The sequence below is a fragment of the Oxalobacteraceae bacterium OTU3CINTB1 genome, from assembly GCA_024123955.1.
GTDB lineage: Bacteria > Pseudomonadota > Gammaproteobacteria > Burkholderiales > Burkholderiaceae_D > Rugamonas.
In genome coordinates, this window is record CP099652.1 from 1178392 (window position 1) to 1196093 (window position 17702).

The 17702-nt window shown below is 64.8% G+C and carries 14 protein-coding genes and 1 tRNA gene; 4 read left to right on the forward strand and 11 right to left on the reverse strand.

Annotation, left to right across the window (positions count from 1 at the left end; translation table 11 throughout):
• Positions 1-47 precede the first annotated feature (47 nt).
• Positions 48-821: a ParA family protein gene (locus tag NHH73_05055; GenBank protein USX27676.1), complete on the reverse strand. Its 774-nt coding sequence runs from the start codon at positions 819-821 to the stop codon at positions 48-50.
• A 136-nt stretch (positions 822-957) separates the two neighbouring features.
• On the opposite strand from NHH73_05055, the gene NHH73_05060 reads away from it, so the two are divergent.
• Complete coding sequence (locus tag NHH73_05060) at positions 958-2091, forward strand: branched-chain amino acid ABC transporter substrate-binding protein (GenBank protein USX27677.1); 1134 nt, start codon at positions 958-960, stop codon at positions 2089-2091.
• Positions 2092-2216: 125 nt separating this feature from the next.
• Here NHH73_05060 and NHH73_05065 read toward each other — a convergent pair whose 3' ends face one another.
• The 4 genes from NHH73_05065 to NHH73_05080 form a co-directional block, all read right to left on the reverse strand.
• Positions 2217-3230: a DUF4034 domain-containing protein gene (locus tag NHH73_05065; protein ID USX27678.1), complete on the reverse strand. Its 1014-nt coding sequence runs from the start codon at positions 3228-3230 to the stop codon at positions 2217-2219.
• Entirely contained in the window at positions 3217-4419 is a 1203-nt protein-coding gene (locus NHH73_05070; GenBank protein ID USX27679.1) for a hypothetical protein, read from the reverse strand. Before NHH73_05070 ends, NHH73_05065 begins: the two co-directional genes overlap by 14 nt.
• A 224-nt stretch (positions 4420-4643) precedes the next feature.
• Positions 4644-4719 (reverse strand) — tRNA-Phe (locus NHH73_05075).
• Positions 4685-6946 carry a sugar nucleotide-binding protein gene (locus tag NHH73_05080; protein ID USX27680.1) on the reverse strand — a complete coding sequence of 754 codons (2262 nt, stop codon included), beginning with the start codon at positions 6944-6946 and terminating at the stop codon, positions 4685-4687. Before NHH73_05080 ends, NHH73_05075 begins: the two co-directional genes overlap by 35 nt.
• 157 nt (positions 6947-7103) lie before the next feature.
• On the opposite strand from NHH73_05080, the gene NHH73_05085 reads away from it, so the two are divergent.
• The gene (locus tag NHH73_05085; protein ID USX27681.1) at positions 7104-8516 is read left to right on the forward strand and encodes a M20/M25/M40 family metallo-hydrolase; all 1413 of its coding nucleotides are present in this window, start codon (positions 7104-7106) and stop codon (positions 8514-8516) included.
• Between the two features lie 3 nt (positions 8517-8519).
• On the opposite strand, the gene NHH73_05090 is transcribed toward NHH73_05085, so the two are convergent.
• A complete protein-coding gene (locus NHH73_05090; GenBank protein ID USX27682.1) occupies positions 8520-9518 on the reverse strand; it encodes a DUF3616 domain-containing protein in 999 nt (332 codons plus the stop codon).
• Between the two features lie 132 nt (positions 9519-9650).
• Between NHH73_05090 and NHH73_05095 the strand changes: the two genes are divergently transcribed.
• Positions 9651-10187, forward strand: a complete 537-nt coding sequence (locus tag NHH73_05095; GenBank protein USX27683.1) for a DUF2058 domain-containing protein — start codon at positions 9651-9653, stop codon at positions 10185-10187.
• A gap of 180 nt (positions 10188-10367) precedes the next feature.
• Here NHH73_05095 and NHH73_05100 read toward each other — a convergent pair whose 3' ends face one another.
• The 5 genes from NHH73_05100 to NHH73_05120 form a co-directional block, all read right to left on the reverse strand.
• Positions 10368-12767 (reverse strand): S9 family peptidase, encoded by a 2400-nt coding sequence (locus NHH73_05100; GenBank protein USX27684.1) that lies wholly within the window; start codon positions 12765-12767, stop codon positions 10368-10370.
• 87 nt (positions 12768-12854) lie between these two features.
• Complete coding sequence (locus tag NHH73_05105) at positions 12855-14210, reverse strand: MFS transporter (protein ID USX27685.1); 1356 nt, start codon at positions 14208-14210, stop codon at positions 12855-12857.
• Between the two features lie 201 nt (positions 14211-14411).
• Positions 14412-15002: a hypothetical protein gene (locus tag NHH73_05110; protein USX27686.1), complete on the reverse strand. Its 591-nt coding sequence runs from the start codon at positions 15000-15002 to the stop codon at positions 14412-14414.
• Between the two features lie 371 nt (positions 15003-15373).
• Positions 15374-16084, reverse strand: coding sequence for an SDR family oxidoreductase (locus NHH73_05115; GenBank protein ID USX27687.1), 711 nt, complete (start codon positions 16082-16084; stop codon positions 15374-15376).
• Between the two features lie 83 nt (positions 16085-16167).
• Positions 16168-16746: a TetR/AcrR family transcriptional regulator gene (locus NHH73_05120; protein USX27688.1), complete on the reverse strand. Its 579-nt coding sequence runs from the start codon at positions 16744-16746 to the stop codon at positions 16168-16170.
• 181 nt (positions 16747-16927) lie between these two features.
• Between NHH73_05120 and NHH73_05125 the strand changes: the two genes are divergently transcribed.
• Entirely contained in the window at positions 16928-17671 is a 744-nt protein-coding gene (locus NHH73_05125; protein USX27689.1) for a hypothetical protein, read from the forward strand.
• The last annotated feature ends 31 nt before the right edge of the window (positions 17672-17702 follow it).

A 17702-nucleotide genomic window follows, 5' to 3' on the forward strand; every position in this document is an offset into this window, starting at 1 on the left:
GTTTTGACATTCGCGATCTTGCCCCAAACGGTGCCACTTTGACACCGTCATGTGGCGGCCCGCAACTCGCCATACAGCGCCAGGTACTCCTGGCTGAGCTTGTGGTTGCGGTCGAGGTGGATCATCGGCAAATTGCGCTCGTGCGATTCGCGGATGCGGATCGAGCTCGACAGCTTGTTGTCGAAGACGGGCAAGCCTTCCTCCTTCAACTGTTCGACCATGCGCTGCGGCAGCAACGCCCGTGGTTGAAACTGGTTGACCACAATGCCCTCGATGACCAGGTCGGCGTTGTGGTCGGCCCTGATCTCCTTGATGTTATTGATCAGGGTGTAGAGCGCCTGGCGCGAAAAATCGTCGCAGTCGAAGGGAATCAGGCAGCTGTCGGCGCCGACCAGGGCGGACTGGCTGAAGAAGTTGTAGGCAGGCGGCGTGTCGACAAAGATTTCGTCGTACTCCTTGTCCAGTTCGCGCAGCAAATCGCGCAGCTTGTAGATCTTGTTGCGCGATTCGAGCTTCGATTGCAGGTCGCCCAGTTCGGGGTGGGCCACGATGACGGACAGGTTGTCGAACGGCGTCGGGTGGACGTAATGGCCGGCCGGCTGGGCGAACTGGCTGAAGCTGAGCACTTGTTCGAAATAGGCGCCCAAGGTCGGCGACACCTCGCGCGCCGCCGCGCCCAGCACGTAGCGGCTGGCATTGCACTGCGGGTCGATGTCTATCAGCAGCGTGCGCTTCCCCTGGCTGGCCGCGATGGCGGCGAGGTTGACGGCGATCGTCGATTTGCCCACGCCACCTTTTTGGTTGAAGATCACCCGTTTCATAGCTCGCCCGTATAGTGATGGAAATGTCATCATTCTAGAGCAAAGGCCAGGCCGGGGAATAACTTCGGTCGGAGACGATCGGCCTGATGGTTGTCAGGTTGTTAGAATGCCGCATTACTCAACCTCTGGAGCCGCGATGATGCGCATTCTTTCCCTTTTGCTTGCTGGCCTGTGGAGCGGCGCCGTCCTGGCGCAGGACGTGGTCAAGATCGGCGTGGCCGGGCCGCTGTCCGGCGAGATCGCGCACCTGGGCAAGGCGATGGAAAATGGCGTGGCGCTGGCGATCGAGGATTTGAATGCGCGCGGCGTCATCATCGGCGGGCGCAAGGCGGTCTTTGTCATGCAGAGCGAGGATGACGCGGCCGATCCGAAACAGGGCACGGCCGTGGCGCAGAAACTGGTCGATGCGGGCGTGAAGGCGGTCATCGGCCACGCCAACTCCGGCACCACCGTGCCGGCCTCGCGCATCTACAACGCCGCCGGCGTGGTGCAGATCTCGCCGTCCGCCACCACCCCCGCGTACACCCGGCAGAAATTCGCCGGCGCGTTTCGCGTGGTCGCCAACGACAACATGCTGGGACGCTCGCTGGGCCGCTACGCCGTCAACGACCTGGGCGCGCGCCGGATCGCCGTGATCGACGACCGCTCCGCCTACGGGCAGGGCGTGGCCGATGAATTCATCAAAAGCGCCGAGGCTAGCGTGCCGGGTCTGAAAATCATCGGCCGCGAATTCACTACGGCCAAGGCCAGCGATTTCAGCGCCATCCTGACCCGCATCCGGGCGAAAAAGCCGGACCTGGTGTTCTTCGGCGGCATGGACGCCACCGCCGGGGGCGTGCTGCGCCAGATGAAGGCGCTCGGCATGGCGCTGCCTTTCATGGGCGGCGACGGCATCTGCACAGAAGCGCTGCCCACGCTCGCCGGCGGCACCTTGCGCGACGGCGCGGTCTACTGCGCCGAGGCCGGCGGCATCGATGCGGCGCACGAAAAAGCCGTCGCCGATTTCGTGGCCCGCTTCCACGCGCGCTTCCACAGCGACATCCAGACCTATGCCCCGCATGCCTACGACGCCACGATGACGGTGGCGGCGGCCATGCGGCAAGCCGGCTCCACGGACCCGGTCAAGTTCCTGCCGGTGCTGCGCCAAATCCAGTATCCCGGCCTGACCGGCACCATCCGCTTCGACGCCAATGGCGATATCCGCGATGGCGCGCTGACCGTTTCCACCTACCGCGCCGGCAAAAAAGCCAAGCTGGTGGTGCTGCGCTAGCGCGCTGATCTTATACCGGAAGGCTTTTCGCCGGCGCGGCGGCTCGCCGGCAGCGTTCCGAGCAGTACTTGACCCGATCCCAGTCCCGCTCCCACTTTTTGCGCCAGGAAGCGGACCACCCGCGCCTATACTTGTTGCGCCAGCTTCTTGCATGCCTCGAAAGTGCGTTCGGGATTGGTGCCCCAAAAGATGGGGTTGAACTTGTCACCAATTAGTTCAAGCTGTTCTTGCAACGAAGGGCGGTCATTGGCCATGCAGGCGAAATAGGCATACATGTTCCGATGGTCGGTATGCGGATAGCGCTTCAACCGATCTTCAAAGCCGATTTTCATGCTGGTCCAGGATGCGTTGGTGCTGGTGAACAGCGTCTGGTTCAACTCGCTATAGCTCAGGCCCGCGTAAAGCCTTGCATACATTTCCAGGCCGCGCTGGTCGCGGGTGTGTTTGTCCACCCATGCGATGAAGCGTTGCGCCGATTTGAGATCGCCGCCCCACTTCGGCAGCAGGGCCTCCTCCATCAGGAAGTAGAGATCATCGTCATCGGGATTTTTGGCAATGCCGGCCTCGAATATCCGCATCATACCTTCACCGTTCCTGCCCAGCAGGCGGCCGGTCACCAGCATGCTGCGGTTCCAGCTGCTGTCCTTGGCGGCGAGCGCCTCGGTTTTTTGTAATTGTTCGTTGGCCAGGTCGAGGTATTTCTGAAACCCGACCCACGCCGCCGGCGAGACGGTATCTGAATACCCGCTGCCGCGCTGGGCCGAGGCATGTGTGAGCAGGGCGCTGGCGTAGAGCAGTTGTGCCAGCACCGACTGCGGGTACTTGCCGGCCCATTGCTTCGTCAGCGCGTCGAGTTGCTGGTAATGCTCGTCGGTGACCCGGAGGCTGGCGTCGTTGATCTTGCCAATTCCCATCCAGAAATGGGTTACGCGCGGAGTGCCAGTGAGTTCGGACCGCACCCCCGCCTTGCCGTAGATCGCGTACAAGCGCTCGAGTTCGGCAAAGTCGCCCTGCCGATAGGCCGTCTCGACCAGCTCGACCACGTTGGGCGCGACCCGCTCCTGGGCCTTCGCCGGCATGACGGTCAACGCCGCGAGCGTCATCGCGCACAGCGCGCGCGAAAAATTAGGGAACTTCATTGTTAGCCTCGCTCAATTTCCACAACAGTTCAAAGCGCACAACCGGGTCGGTGCCCGGCGCATATTTTTGCCGCTTCCCGGCGTAGTCCAACGCGGCGGCGTCCAACAGCGTATCGAAGGCGATGGGGGCGTTGTCGTGCACGCCCGGGACCGCGATCTTGCGCGCCACCACCTGGGCCTTGATGAACTTGCCCTGCCCGTCGGTGAGCGCCTCGACGGTGGTCGATCCTTGCGCGCCGAAAAAGGCGGCAACGGGTGGATAGGCCGGCGTTCCTTCGCTTGGGCGCGCTACGGCAGCCATGCGGGACGCGGACGCCGGCGCGTACTCACCGGCGTTGACCATCGTGGAATAGCGATAGATGCTGAGTGCCGTCGTCTTGTCGACCTTGCCCTCTGCCAATTGCGAAGCGAGCCACCACTGGCTCTTGACGCACCTGCTCCACCTGTCCCACTGCTGCGCCCCGTCCGACTGGCCCGGTTTGCGGTCCAGGTCAAAAAGCCACCCCGCCAAGCCAGGCGCCATGGGCTCGGCGACGACCGGCATGCCGGTGCGCATCCGCGCGATGGCTTGATCGGCAGCGTTGAGCTCCTGCGGGGTGGGACGGGGTGGCAAGTGCTGGCGCTTGGTTCCCCAACGGGACAGCAATTCCCGTTCCCCTGTCAAGAGCGCCGGTCGGCTCTCAAGGGGCGCGGCCTGGATCATCCCGATCCGCTGGGCAAAGTAGGCTGAAGAAGGCGTGTAGCAAGACGCCGGCGCCAGCGCGGCTTTCAGCCATGCCGCGTCCTGCGCCGGCCCGCCGCTCTCCACCGACCAGATCGCTAATTCGTTGATCGACCGCGCGTAGAGCGACTGCGTCAGCGCTCGGCCAGGCAGGTTCGGATTCCCCGACGCGGCCCGCTCGTGCGCAATCCACTCAGGCCCGAGCGTTCGCATGCGGGCCAAATGCTCCTGTGCGATCTGGTTTGCGGCCTGGCGCAAGGACGGGTCCAACACCAGCTCGTTTGACAAGGTGAAAATAGACTTGGCCCACACAAGCATGCCGCTGACGAGTTCCTGGTCTTGCGCGGCCAGCAGCTCTTGCGCCGTCGGCGGTGCTGCGGCGGGAGCGGCGGAGGCGGCCAACGGCGACAACACCGCGCAATGGATGACGAGTCCGATCCAATGTCTAGTAGGTATTTTGATGAGCAAGTGCTTCCTCCGGCCGGTTTTTATTTTGCATGGCAACGCCCAATGACGAGAAATCAAAATGTTCGAACGCGGAGAACTTCTCAGCCCAAATACGCCACATGGATTTTACGTCACCGGCCGGCCGGGCGGTGCGAGAAATAGGGGGGGGGGGCGGTCTCTTGGTCGGGACGCAAAAAAGAGCTACGGGCTGATGCGCGTAACTCTTTGATTTTATTGCTTATTCTTGGTGGCCCGGGGCGGAATCGAACCACCGACACAAGGATTTTCAATCCTCTGCTCTACCAACTGAGCTACCAGGCCAAGGCGCGCTATTGTAGCAGTCCTGTTTGGATTCGCCAAGCCCCCCGTCCAGCGCCGCCAGATAGCGCCTTAGCGCGTCGTCCAGTGGCGGCATCAGCTGGCCCCGTTCGCTGCCCAGCGCACTGAACAGCGGTTGGGCGGCGCCCATGTCCAGCGCGGTGGCGGGTCGCGCCAGTAGCCGCTCGGTCGACACCCCGGCCAAGGCGGCTGCCCGCCGCGCCAGTTCCGCCCAGCTCACCGCGCTGCCGTTGCTCAGGTGCCAGATGCCGGCCTCGCCGTCGATCAGCAGGTCCAGGCACGTGTCGACCAGGTCCGGCACATACGTCGGCGAGACGATCAGGTCGCTCGCGGCGGTGAACGGCTGGCCTGCCGCCAAGGTCCGCAGCGCCCGCGTGACGAAATTGTGCCGGTCCCACGGGCCGAAGAAGGCGCTGGTACGCACCATCAGCGCGCGCGGGTGGACCGCCAGCACGCGCTGCTCGGCCTCGGCCTTGCTCTGGCCGTAGACGTTGAGCGGGGCGACCGGGTCGCTTTCCACGTACGGGCTGCCCTTGCTGCCGTCGAACACCAGGTCGCTGGAAAAACTCAGCAGTTCGATCACGTGGCGGGCGCAGGCGGTCGCCAGGATCACCGGCCCCTGGGCGTTTTCGCGCAGGCAGCGTTCGGCGTCCTGCTCGGCCCGCTGCACGCGGACATAGCCGCCGGCGTTGACGATGGCCCACGGCCGGTAGCGGCGGATGGCGGCGTCCACGGAGGCGGGTTCGGCGATGTCCATTTCCTGCCGCGTCAGCACGTGGCAGGCCAGGTGGCGCTCGGCGCAGATCCGGGCGAAGGCGCCGCCCAGGGTGCCGCTGGCGCCGCTGATCAGGATGGGGCGTCCCGGCTCGGCGGGCGTGACCAGTTCCGCCACCACCGCCGGCCCGAACGGCATCGGCGGACACACCAGGCGCTGCGGCCGGCGCCACCAGCCCAGCCCCTGCAGCACCGGGCTCGACGGCGCGCGGCCGGTCGCCAGCTCGCGCATCAAGGTGGCCAGCGCGGTCGGCCTCGGTTCGGGGCCGCGCAGGTCGTAGGGGCCGTTTTCGTAGTAGCCCTTGCGCTCGGTGACCAGGCAGTTCCAGTCGAACGAGCCGAGCAGCGACCAGACGGTGACGGCACGCATGTCGACGCCATCGCGCCGCACTTGCTGCGCGGCCTGCCAGATCTCCAGCAGCCAGCGCAGCTGGTCTTCGCGGTTGGCGTCGATATGGGCCTCGGTGACGGCCAGCGGCAGGCCGTAGCGCTCCCACGCCTCGTGCAGCAGCGGGCCGATGCCGGGTCGCGGCGTCGCCAGCGCGCGGGCGGCGACGACGTCGGCGTAGCCGTCCGGGCCGACGTCCTGCGTCGGGTAGTGCTCGGCCCGATGGTCGAGCCAGCGCTCGCTGGTGATGTAGTAATTGATGCCGAGAACGTCCGGCGGGCATTGGTTGTCCCGGAACCATTGCAGCTCGTCGGCGGAGGCGCCGCTTTCGCGCAGATAGTCCCACAGCGCGTGCTCCGGTCCGACCATGCCGCACAGCAGGTCCCACGGCAGCCAGCGGCGCTCGTTGTAGAACTCGGCCTGCCATGCCATCTCCGGCGTGCTGTAGGTTTTGCCGAGGTCGTCGGTCTGGATCAGCCGGGCGCGCGGGTTGACGGCGCGGATCGCCCGCATCGCCAGCACCGTCCCCTTGCATTGGTTCAGCAGCGCGCGCACGAAGGCGCGGTCGCTGCGTTCGTGCGGATACCACAGCCCGTACAGGGCGCAGAAGCGCGCGGTGGTGCACGGTTCGTTGACGGGCGTGTAGTGCTCGAGCCACGGATAGCGGCGGGCAACGACGCCGGCGTAGGCGGCCAGCTTCTCCGGGAAGGCGGGATCGAGCAGGCTGGTGTCGCGCGGGCCGCTGCCGTGGTGGACCAAGCCGGCGATGGGAGCGATGCCGAGGCTGCGCAGCGCCGGCAGGCGCTCGTCCGTCCACGACCAGTCGGCCTTGTCGAGACCGTCCGGCGCGACCAGCTCCCACAGCACCGGATAGCGCAGGGCGGTGATGCCGAGCGATGCGAAGCGGTCGAGGTCGCTAATTCTGGCGTCGTGGCCGTTCTGTTCCATCTGGCTGAAGTAGTTGTCGCGCACCCGGTTGACGGTCGCTTCCAGGCCTCCCCATAACTCCAGTTGTCCGGACGGAGGCGCGTTGTTGGTGGTAGTCATAGCGTTGGTGAATAGTCGAACTGACAACAAGTATGGACAAGAAAATCGCACCCCGGCGCAGCCTTGAACGTCGGATACTTTTCTTGACACTAGTAATGTCGGGGTATAAATTTCATTGCTGAGCTATCTATTTTGCAATCCACTGGACGGGAGCGGTATGAGACGAGCGGCATGGTTGTTGGCGACGGCGGGATTAGCAATCACGGTAACGGGTGCGGCGCAGGCGGCGGAGCTGTCGCCGGTGCAAAAGCAACTGCGCGAGATTTATCAGGAGCTGGTCGAGACCAACACCACCGACTCGGTCGGCTCGTGCACCGTGGCCGTGACGAAGGTGGCCAAGCGCCTCAAGGCGGCCGGCTACAAGGACGCCGATCTGCGCATCGTCGTGCCGCCGGGCGGGCCGGCCAAGGGCAACCTGGTCGCGCGCATGAAGGGCGACGGCAGCGCCAGGCCCTTGCTGTTGCTGGCCCACGTCGACGTGGTCGAGGCCAAGCGCGAGGACTGGACCCGCGATCCGTTCAAGCTGGTCGAGGAGGATGGCATGTTTTACGCGCGCGGCGCCTCCGACGACAAGGCGATGGCGGCGGCCTTCGTCGCCAACATGATCCGCTACAAAAAGGAAAAGCCGGCCCTCAAGCGCGACCTGGTCATGGCGCTGACCTGCGACGAGGAGAAGGTGCCGAGCAAATTCGACGGCGTCGAATACCTGCTCACGCACCACCGCCCGTTGATCGACGCCGAGCTGGCGCTCAACGAGGGCGGTGGCGGCATGCTGGACAAGGACGGCGCGCCGGTCCGCCACGGCATCCAGGCCGGCGAGAAGGTGTATCAGAGCTTCCAGCTGGAGGTCACCAATCCGGGCGGCCACAGCTCGGCGCCGTACCGCGACAACGCCATCTACCATTTGGCCGACGGCTTGTCGCGCCTGGGACAATTCTCGTTCCCGTTCAAGCTGTCCGACGTCACGCGCGCTTACTATGAACGCATGTCGACCATCGAGAAGGGCCAGGTCGGCGCCGACATGAAGGCGATCCTGGGCGATCCGCCCGACGCGGCGGCGCTGGAGCGCCTGTACGCGGTGCATCCGGGCCATAACTCCACCGTGCGCACCACCTGCGTGGCGACCCGGGTCGACGCCGGCCACGCCGACAACGCCTTGCCGCAGCGCGCCCGCGCAACCGTCAATTGCCGCATTCTGCCGGGCGAGCCGATCGACGAGGTGCAGGCCACCCTGCAGCGCGTGCTGGCCGACGACAAGATCAAGATCACCCGCATCGGCGAAGGCGTGGCCAGTCCGATGCCGCCGCTGACGCCGGCCCTGATGAAGGCGGTCGAGGAGATCAGCAACGACATGTGGCCGGGCGTGCCCGTGATACCCACGATGGCGACCGGCGGCACCGACGGCCGCTTCCTCAACAACGCCGGCATCTGGACCTATGGCGTCAGCGGCATGTTCCACGGGCCGGAGGGCTCGGGCGCGCATGGCCTCAATGAGCATATCCGAGTCAAGTCGCTGTACGACGGCCAGGAATACCTGTACCGCCTGGCCAAGCGGCTGGCCACGGAGTAGCGTTTAGAGGCTGACGGTGACGCTGCGGAATTTGCGCTTTTCCGGCGGCGCCTCCTTGCACGGCACGCCGCCGGTCTTTTCGTCGCCGTCGTCGCTCAACAGCTGGAACGATTTGCCGTCGGCCAGCGAGAACAGGCCTTCGGGCCTCAGGCCTTTGCCGATGCTGGTCGCCAGCGCGGTTGGCAGCGTGCCGGCCGACCACTTGTAAAGTTTGAAGACGCCCTCGGAATCCTGCGGCCCGGCGACGATCAGAAACGCCTTGAGCTTGTCGGCGTAGTCGATGCTGCGGATGCCCAGGCCGTCGAGCGGCAGTTCGATGGGCGGCCCGAACACCGGCGCCTTGGCCGCCGCGCCGATCGCCAGCACCTCGTTCGGATTTTTCAATGTCAGTATCAGCGCCTTGCCGTCGACGACGGGGCTGCGCAGGCCGATCAAGAGATGGCCCTCGGGCGTCGCCGCCAGGCCTTCGATATTCAGGCCGCCGTCATCCTCGGGCGAGATTTGCGCCGCTTCGTGCAGCCGGTATTTTTCAAACGGCCGATACTCGGCGATGGCGTCGAGCAGGCCGGTGAAGGGTTTGCCGGCGACCGTCAAAGTCAGGTCGTCGCCCTTGCCGCCGATGTCGGTGGCGAAGAGCTGGCGCCGTTCCGGCCGCGCGCGCGCCTTCTTGTTGGCGCCGTGCGAGGCGATCCAGTAGATCCGGCGGCCGATCAGGGCCGCGCCTTCGATGTCGGCCTCGCGCTGCTTATCGCCTGGTTTCGCGCCGGGGACGCGCAGCTGGTCCGACAGGTCGAAGGTTTGTACCGGCGCGCCGGAGCGGTCGCTGCGATAGATGCGCAGGATGTTGTCCTCGTCGTTGGCGACGACGAAATGTTCGTCGTCGACGGCGATGCCGGCCGAAGCGTCGCACATGCCATAGTGTTCCAGCGGCGCCTTGGCCGACGCCCCGGGCAGGGCCAGCAGGCCGGCCAGCGCGAAGGCGACTTTTTTGGGGTTGACCATCTGATTCTCCTGAAGGCACGTATCGGGCCGTGGCGAAAAGGTCGGTGGCCCCGGCATATTTGCTATGCTAGCGTCTTTCCGCGTTCCGGTGCCGCAGCGCTGGCGGCGGAGCCTATTTACGGAGTAGCCGATATGGTCTCGTTACAAGAGCAGTTTTTGAAAGCCGGTTTGGTCGACAAGACCAAGGTCAAACTGGCCAACCAGGAAAAGAGCAAGCAAAAGAAGGTGGAACGCCGCACCGGCGAGCAGACCGTCGATGAAGCGCGCATCGCCGCGCTGGAAGTGCAGCGCAAGAACGCCGAGCGCGCGCGCGAAGCGAACGCGCAGCGCGACGCCGCCGCCAACCAGAAGGCGATCGTCGCGCAGATCGCGCAGATGGTGCGGCAAAACCGCCAGGACAAGGGCAAGGGCGACATCCCCTACAACTTCACGCATGGCACCAAGATCGAGCGCATCTTCGTCTCGCCGGCGGTGCGCGAGCACCTGGTCGCGGGCCGGCTGGTGATCGTGGTGATGAACGGCGCGGTGGAGCTGGTGCCGCGCGTGATCGCCGACAAGATCGCCGAGCGCGACGCCTCGCTGGTGGTGCGGGTAAACAAATCGAGCACGCAAGTCGACGAGGACGACCCATACGCCGCGTTCCAGATCCCCGACGATTTGATGTGGTAAAAATCCGGGGTCAGGTCCACCATTTCTACACGGCCTCGGCCGTAAAGCCCGGTAGCGTTCAGCTCGTGTAGAAATGGTGGACCTGACCCTGGAGTTGAAGTTGGGAACTACTGCGAGACGATGATGCGCCAGCGCCGGGGTTTGATGACGGCCTGGCCTTCGTCGCCGGCTAGCTCAATGTCACTCCTTTTTGAGCGTGCGTTCAAACAGCTGGTAGATGCGGCGGTATTGGTCGTACCAGCTTTCGGCGTGCACGTAGGCGTGGCGCTCCAGCGGGTAGGAAGCCAGTTCCCAGTTGTCCTTTTTCAGTTCGATGAAGCGCTGCGCCATGCGCACCGAGTCCTGATAAAACACGTTATCGTCGATCATGCCGTGCGCGATCAGCAGGTGGCCTTTGAGCTTGTCGGCATATTCGATCGGCGACGACACCTTGTACGCTTCCGGGTCCAGCTCCGGCGTATTGAGGATGTTGGCGGTGTACTCGTGGTTGTAGGTGGTCCAGTCGGTGACGGGACGCAGCGCGGCGCCGGCCTTGAACTGGTCGGGCGCGCGCAGTAGCGCCATGAAGGTCATGAAGCCGCCGTAGCTGCCGCCGTAGATGCCGACATTTTTGGCGTCGCCCTGGTGGTTGGCCACCATCCAGTTCAAGCCGTCGATGTAGTCTTCCAGTTCCGGATGGCCCATCTGGCGGTAGATCGCGGTGCGCCAGTTGCGGCCGTAGCCGAGCGATGCGCGGTAGTCCATGTCCAGCACGATGTAGCCCTTTTCAACCAGCAGGTTGTGGAACATCTGCTCGCGGAAGTAGACCGGGAAGCGCTGCGTGACGTTTTGCAGGTAGCCGGCGCCGTGCACGAACATCACGACCGGATATTTTTTGCCCGGCTCCAGGGTGGCCGGACGATACAGCTTGGCCCATACCGGATCGGCGCCGTGCGTCGACGGCACCGCGACGATTTGCGGCGTGATCCACTGGCGCTCCTTGTAGTCGGCGTTGCGGGTGTCGGTCAGTTGCTTGGCGGCGCCGCCGCTGCTGTCCACCGTGGCGATTTGCGCCGGCATGTAGGCGGTCGAGTAGCGCACCAGCAGCTTGCGGCCGTCCGGCGACAACGTGAAGCTCTCCACGCCGCCCAGCGACGTCAGTTCCTTCGGCGCGCCGCTGCTTGTGCCGCCCGTGGTGCCGCTGGAGCACACCTCGTAGGTGCCCGGCAGCTTGGGGTTGCACATGAAGTAGGCGGTCTTGCCGTCGGCCGACCATTCGACGTTGCTCGCTTCCCATTTGCCCGAGGTCAGCGCGCGCGCTGCGCCGTTCGCGGCGGCGGGCTGCAGGTAGATGTGGGCGTAGCCGCTTTCCTCAGACTGATACCACAAGGTGCTGTTGTCCGGTTGCCAGCCGAAGCCGTTGCCGCGGTTGTTGACCCAGGCCGTGTCGCTCAAACGATGCACCGGTTGCAGTTTGGCGCCCGCCAGGTCGACGGTGGCGATCCAGCGGTCCTTGTTGTCGATCGCCTGCGCCATCACGGCCACCTGCTTGCCGTTGTCGCTCCAGCGGATCGATTCGTCGCGGCCTTCAAAGCGCACGCCGCGATTACCCTTGAGCGCATCGAGCTTGCGCGCGGCGCGCATTTCGGCCAGCGGATCGACATTGATGCCGGGCAGGGCGTCGAACGACAGCTCGGTGACCTTGCGCGTGGCCAGTTCGATCAGTTTGAGTTGCTGCGGCTGCGGGCCTTCGTCGCTGACACGTTTGCGCTCGTCGTCGGTCTCCTCGTAGCCCGATTCGGTCACGTACTTCGGCATCTTGCCGACGCGGCGCTTGTCGCCGTCCTTGGCGCTGGTGACCACCAGCAGGTAGCGGCCGTCCGGCGACAGCGCGCTGGTGTCGATGACGACCTTCTCGCCCAGGTAGACCGGCTGCGGCGCGCGCGTGGCGTCGGCGCCGCGTTCCTGGTTGCGGCGCTCGCGCAACGCGTCGCGCTCCTCCTTTTGCCGCGCCAGGGTCGAGAGCAGGCGCAGTTGCAGGTCGCGCCGCGCGCTGGCGTCCGGCGCGGCGTCGGGGTCCTTGGCGGTGCGCAGCACGGCCACCGGCGACACCAGGCGCTCGGCGCGGTTCCAGCTGAACCAGTCGCTGCCCACGCGGAACTGCACGCCGGCGCCGTCGGCCGTGTATTGCGGATCGGCGGCCGGGGAGGTGCCGCGTACGATTTGTGTCAGCGCGCCGCTTTTCAAGTCACGTTCGAACAGGTCGCCGTTGCGCAGCAAGATCGCGCGCGTGTGGTCGCGGTTGTAGACCGGGTCGGCGCTGTCGAGGTTTGCCAGCTGTTTGTCGTCCACCAGCTTCGGACCGCCGGCGGCGATCTGGAAAGTGTCGCGCAGCGGCGAGCCGGCGCGTTTTTGCTTGAAGTAGACCTGGCGGCTGTCCCAGCCCCACCATGCCGATTCGACCGGGTTGCCGATCCAGTCGGGATTGGCCATGGCCTGGTCCAGCGTGATCGGTGTGGGGGTGGCTACGTTGGCCGCATGGGCCGCGAAGGTGGTGATCGCGGCGGCGATAGCGGTGGAAAGAGGCAGGACAAAACGCATGGATAGTTCGCTTTGAAGTTGGGTGAACGGGAGCGCCGGATTGCGGCGCGTCCACGATTATAGTGGACCCCAACGCTACCCGAACAGTCAGTTGCGGGCGATCTTGTCTCTGAGGCCATCCTTGGCGTCCGGGCCGCCGCGCCGTGGCGCCATGCGCAGCGCCAGCATCAGGAGCAGCCCCGTCGCCAGGTACATGCCGATCAGCGCGGCGAGCATGGCGGCGCTGTCGCCCCACGCCAGCAGGCGCGCGCTCAGGGCCGGGCCGAAGGCCCCGCCCATCATGGCCAGGCCGCCCACCAGCGCGATGCCGATGGCGGCGCGTTGGCGGTTGAGCAGGTCGGTGAGGATGGCCGCCAGCAGCGGCAGCGCCGCCGAGATGCCCAGCGACGCCAGCGACATGCCGGCCAGCGACCACGCCAGGCCGTTGTCGGCGGCGATGGTCAGACCGAGGCCGCCGGCGGCCAGCACCATGCAAGCGATGAAGTGGCCGCGCCGTTCGCGCCGGCGGTCCGAGTCGTAGCCGATGGCGATCATGCCGACGATGCCGACGATGCCGGGTATCGCCGCCAGCAGGCCGGATTCCAGCGGGCCGCCCGCGCCCCAGCGCTGCATCAGCGCCGGCGCCCAGTGCGCCAGCGCGTAGCTGGCGCCGGCCAGCAGCAGGTTGCCGAGCGCCAGCAGGCAGATGGCCGGATCGCGCAGCAGCGACCAGATGATGGCGAAGGCCGACGGCGGTTCGTCGTCGTCCTCGTCCGGGTCGATGCCGGCGGCCTTGGCGAGCGCCGCTTCATCGCGGTTCAAGTCCTGCCGCACCATCTGCTGTTCGAACCCCGACAGCCATTTGGCATCGTCCGGATGGTCGTCCAGATAGAAGTAGGCGGCGATGCCCAACAGCGCGGCCGGCAGGCCTTGCGCCAGCAGCAGCCACTGCCAGCCTTGCAAACCGCTGTAGAGATGCAGCGCCTGCTGCATGGCGCCCGACAGCGGCCCGGCGATGATGCCGCCGATCAGCGCGGCCGACGCGAAGACGGCGAACACGCGCGCCCGCCGCGCGGCCGGATACCAATAGGTCAGATACAGGATCACGCCGGGGAAGAAACCGGCCTCGCACATGCCGAGCAGGAAGCGGATCGTGTAGTACTCGAGCGGCGTGCGCACGAAGGCGCCGGCGGCGGTGGCCGCGCCCCAGCCGAGCATCATGCGCAGCAGGATCTTGCGCGTGCCGAGTTTTTCCAGCAGCAGGTTGCAAGGCACGGCGAACAGCGCGTAGGCGAAGAAGAACACGCCGGCGCCCCAGGCGAAGACCTGGTTGCCGAAGGCGAGGCTGTCCTGGATGTGGCGCTGGGCGAGGTCGACGTTGACGCGGTCGATGTACGCGACCACGCAGCACAGCATCAGCAGCGGCAGCAGGCGCCAGCTGATTTTGCGGTAAATTGCATCCATGCCGGCAGCGCCGCGCAGGTGCAGAAGCGTGGCGCCATGGTTCACGATGCGTGGGCAAGGGTGGTCTGCATGTAGCCGATATTAGCCGTGCCTAAAACCTTAGGCAAGCGTTTGGCGCAATGGGGAACTCAAAACAACAAAGCGCCACGATGGCGGCGTTTTCACGCACCATCGTGGCGCAAGGGGGCGGGTAAAACCGGGTTAAACGCGGATCGCACCGCCGGCCACCGGGCGGGTGTTGTAATTCATGGTGCCGAGGTTGCGGCGGGGGCGCAACTCGGGCTTGGTGGCGGCGTCGCCGTCTTCCTGCGCCAGGAACTGGGTGCCGATCTCGAACCACTCGTCGCTGGAAATGACCTTTTGCGCCAGCGGCAGCAGCTCCTGCTCTTCCTTGTCGAGGCGCTTGAGCAAATTCTGGCAATACAGGTCGATCGTGCGGCACAGGAATTTGCCCTGCGAGGCGCTGCGGCGCATCGCCCGGCGCAGGCATTTGTGCACGGCGTTGAGCATCGCGCCGCCCAGACGGCTGAGCGTCTCGAGGTCGTTCATCAGGGCGGCGCAGCTGGAATCGGCCGCGCGCACGGCGGGCATCAGGCACGCTTCGACCTTGCGCTGGTGGCGCGCTTCGGCAAAGCTGGTCAGCTCCTTGAGCTGGGACTCGATGAACACAGGATCGATCTCCTGCGGGCGGCGCGCGATCGACTGCACATGCTGCAGCAACCGCGAGATGAAATGGCGTTCTTTTTTCTGTTCGATGGAGAGTGTCAGTAGGACATAAGTGGCAGTTAGCATAACGTTTCCCGTATTCGTCTGACTTCGGCTGCGCGGCAAGCGAGGAATGCTCTGCGGTCGGCGCGGCCAGTGGGTTTACCTTAGCGCTGAGCTCATCTCATTCAACGTCGATTTACAATTGTTCACAACTAGTTAAAGAGCAATAATTGTGCTGCAATAATAAGTCTCAACTTCGAAGATTACCGGCGGGGAAAACGCGTTAGTCACATGCCATGCCGGTGATAACTGATGCGTACTCTTCCTGACTGAGTGGGAAATTATGCGCCCATTTTCTGGCGCCGTGTAGGCGTTTACGACTTACTATCAAAAAAAGTTTTGTATCAAACCGCGCCTGCTGTGGCGCGGCTTGCTTTGTTGCGATGCGGCGAAAATCAGGCCGCCAACGGCGCGCCCAGATAGATGCCGCGCGGCGCGCCCAGCCCCTGCTTGACTTGCCTGGAAATTTCATCGACCAGTACTTCGTCGTCGCCGTTTTCAAGCGCGGCGACGATGATGCGCGCGACCTCGGCCGGCGCGGTTTTCTCGGCCTCGATGGCGGCCACCATGTCGGTATCCATGTAACCCATATGCGCGGCCAGCACCTGCGTGCGTTGCGCTTGCAGTTCGCCGCGCAGGCCATTGGTCAGCGCCCAGGCGGCCGCCTTGGAGACGCTGTAGGTGCCGGTGCCGGCCATGCTGATCCAGGCCAACGCCGACAGCACGTTGACGATGGCGCCGCCGCCGTTGTTCTTCAGCGCCGGCGCGAACGCCTGGCTCAGCGCCATCGGGCCGAAGAAGTTGGTGTCCAGTTCCTGTTGCATCACCTGCAAGGCGTTGGGCGCGGTCAGGTCGGTGCCGTTGAAGATGCCGGCGTTGTTGATCAGGACGGTCAAGTCCGGAATCGCCCGCACGGCGGCGGCGATGTCGTCCGCGTTGGTTACGTCCAGTTTGATCGGCGTGACGCCGGGCACGGTGACCGATGCCGGATTGCGGGCGCCGCCGTAAACCTTGCGGGCGCCGGCTTTGACGGCGGCTTCGGCCAGGGCTTTGCCCAGGCCGCGGTTGGCGCCGGTGACGAGAACGACGGAGTCTTTGATGTTCATGGTAATGCCTTTCAATGAGAGTGCAGGTTAAGAACACAACTTACAATATGACCGGTCATCTTAAAACCGGGTAAAAAAAACGATCACACAAGAACGCGGTTCAGCACCATGTCGATGAAGCGGTCCAGCGGCGCCCGGTCTTGTTCGGCCTTGGCGCGCAGTACCGCCCCTTGCCAGGCGTCGGCGGTGAAATTGGCCAACTCCCTTGCCGGTTGCGTGATGGCGATGCCGCCGTCGCGCTGCCCTTGCGCAATGACTTGCTCCAGCATGGCGCACATGGCGGCAAACGACTGCCGCGCCTGTTGGCGGATGGCCGGACTCTGGTTCGACAGCTCGGTGCTGAAATTGCCCAACATGCAGCCGGCGTTGAATTCGGACGCAACGTTGGCTTCGATCAGCTGGCCGAAGTAGCCGCGCAGCCACTCCCGTGGCGGCAGCGGCGACTCGCCCAAGCGGATGCCAAGCTGCCCGGCCTGTTCCGAATAACGCTGCAATACCTCCACCCCCAGCTCTTCCTTGCTGGCGAAATGGTTGTAGAACGAACCTTTCGGCACGCCGGCCGCCTCGGTGATGTCTTGCACACTCGTGGCGTTGAAACCCTTGCTGTGAAGCAGGGTCATGCCGGCGGTGACGATTTGTTCTTTGACGTTAGGTTTGGCCATGTGCGTAATATGACCGGTCGTCTTAAATAAGTCAAGCGTTGTTTCCCGCGTTGTTTCCCGGCTGGTTACTTATTGTTTGATAGACAATGCTGAATACCAACTATATAGTTGGCGTACCAATGGTGAATATGGGTTATCTACTGTGCGTACCAAAGCTAAGCGGTGGAACGGGCTTTCGCTGATGTCGGGTTTGATGCTTGCCGTTTCGGTGCGGGCGGCGCCGCTGGACCTGACGGTGTGCGTGTTCGACCAGCCGTTCTCGCCCATGACATTTCCTGACGGCTGCGGCCAGTCGCTGGAACTGCTGCGGCGCGCCTCGGCGCTGCAGCCGGTGGCGGTCCGGCAACTGGTCGCGCCGCGTTCCCAATGCATGAACCGCTTGCGCAACGGCCAGGTCAACGCCATGCTGGCCGCCTTTACGCCCGAGCGCACCGCCTACGGCGCCTATCCGATGAAGGGCGCGCAGCCCGATCCCGGGCGCGGCGTCGGCGAGTTGAACTTTTCCGTGTTCCGCCGGCAGGGCGACACGGTGGACTGGGACGGCCAGCGCTTCATCGGCCTGGGCCGGCAACCGGTGGGGGCGCAACCGGACCTGCTGCACATGCCGATGCTGCGCGAGATGGACGTCGTCATCGACGACAGCGGCTCCAGCGTGGACCAGGTGTTCGCCAAACTGGCGGGCAAGCGGGTGGCGGCAGTGGTGACCGAGCGCGACGAGGGCGGCGAGCTGATGGCGCGCAAATACCGGGGCCAGATCGAGATGCTGCCGGCGCCGTTCCAGAAGACGCCCATCTACCTGATCGTCAACAAGGACTTCTACCAAAAGCACCAGCCGCAAGTGGAGGCTTACTGGCAAGCCATCGCCCAGGCCCGCCTTACGCCCGGCTTCCGCCAGTTCATCTCCGAGTTTCCCAAAAAACATTAGCCGGCGCCGCCCCGGGACGCCACCCCGGTAA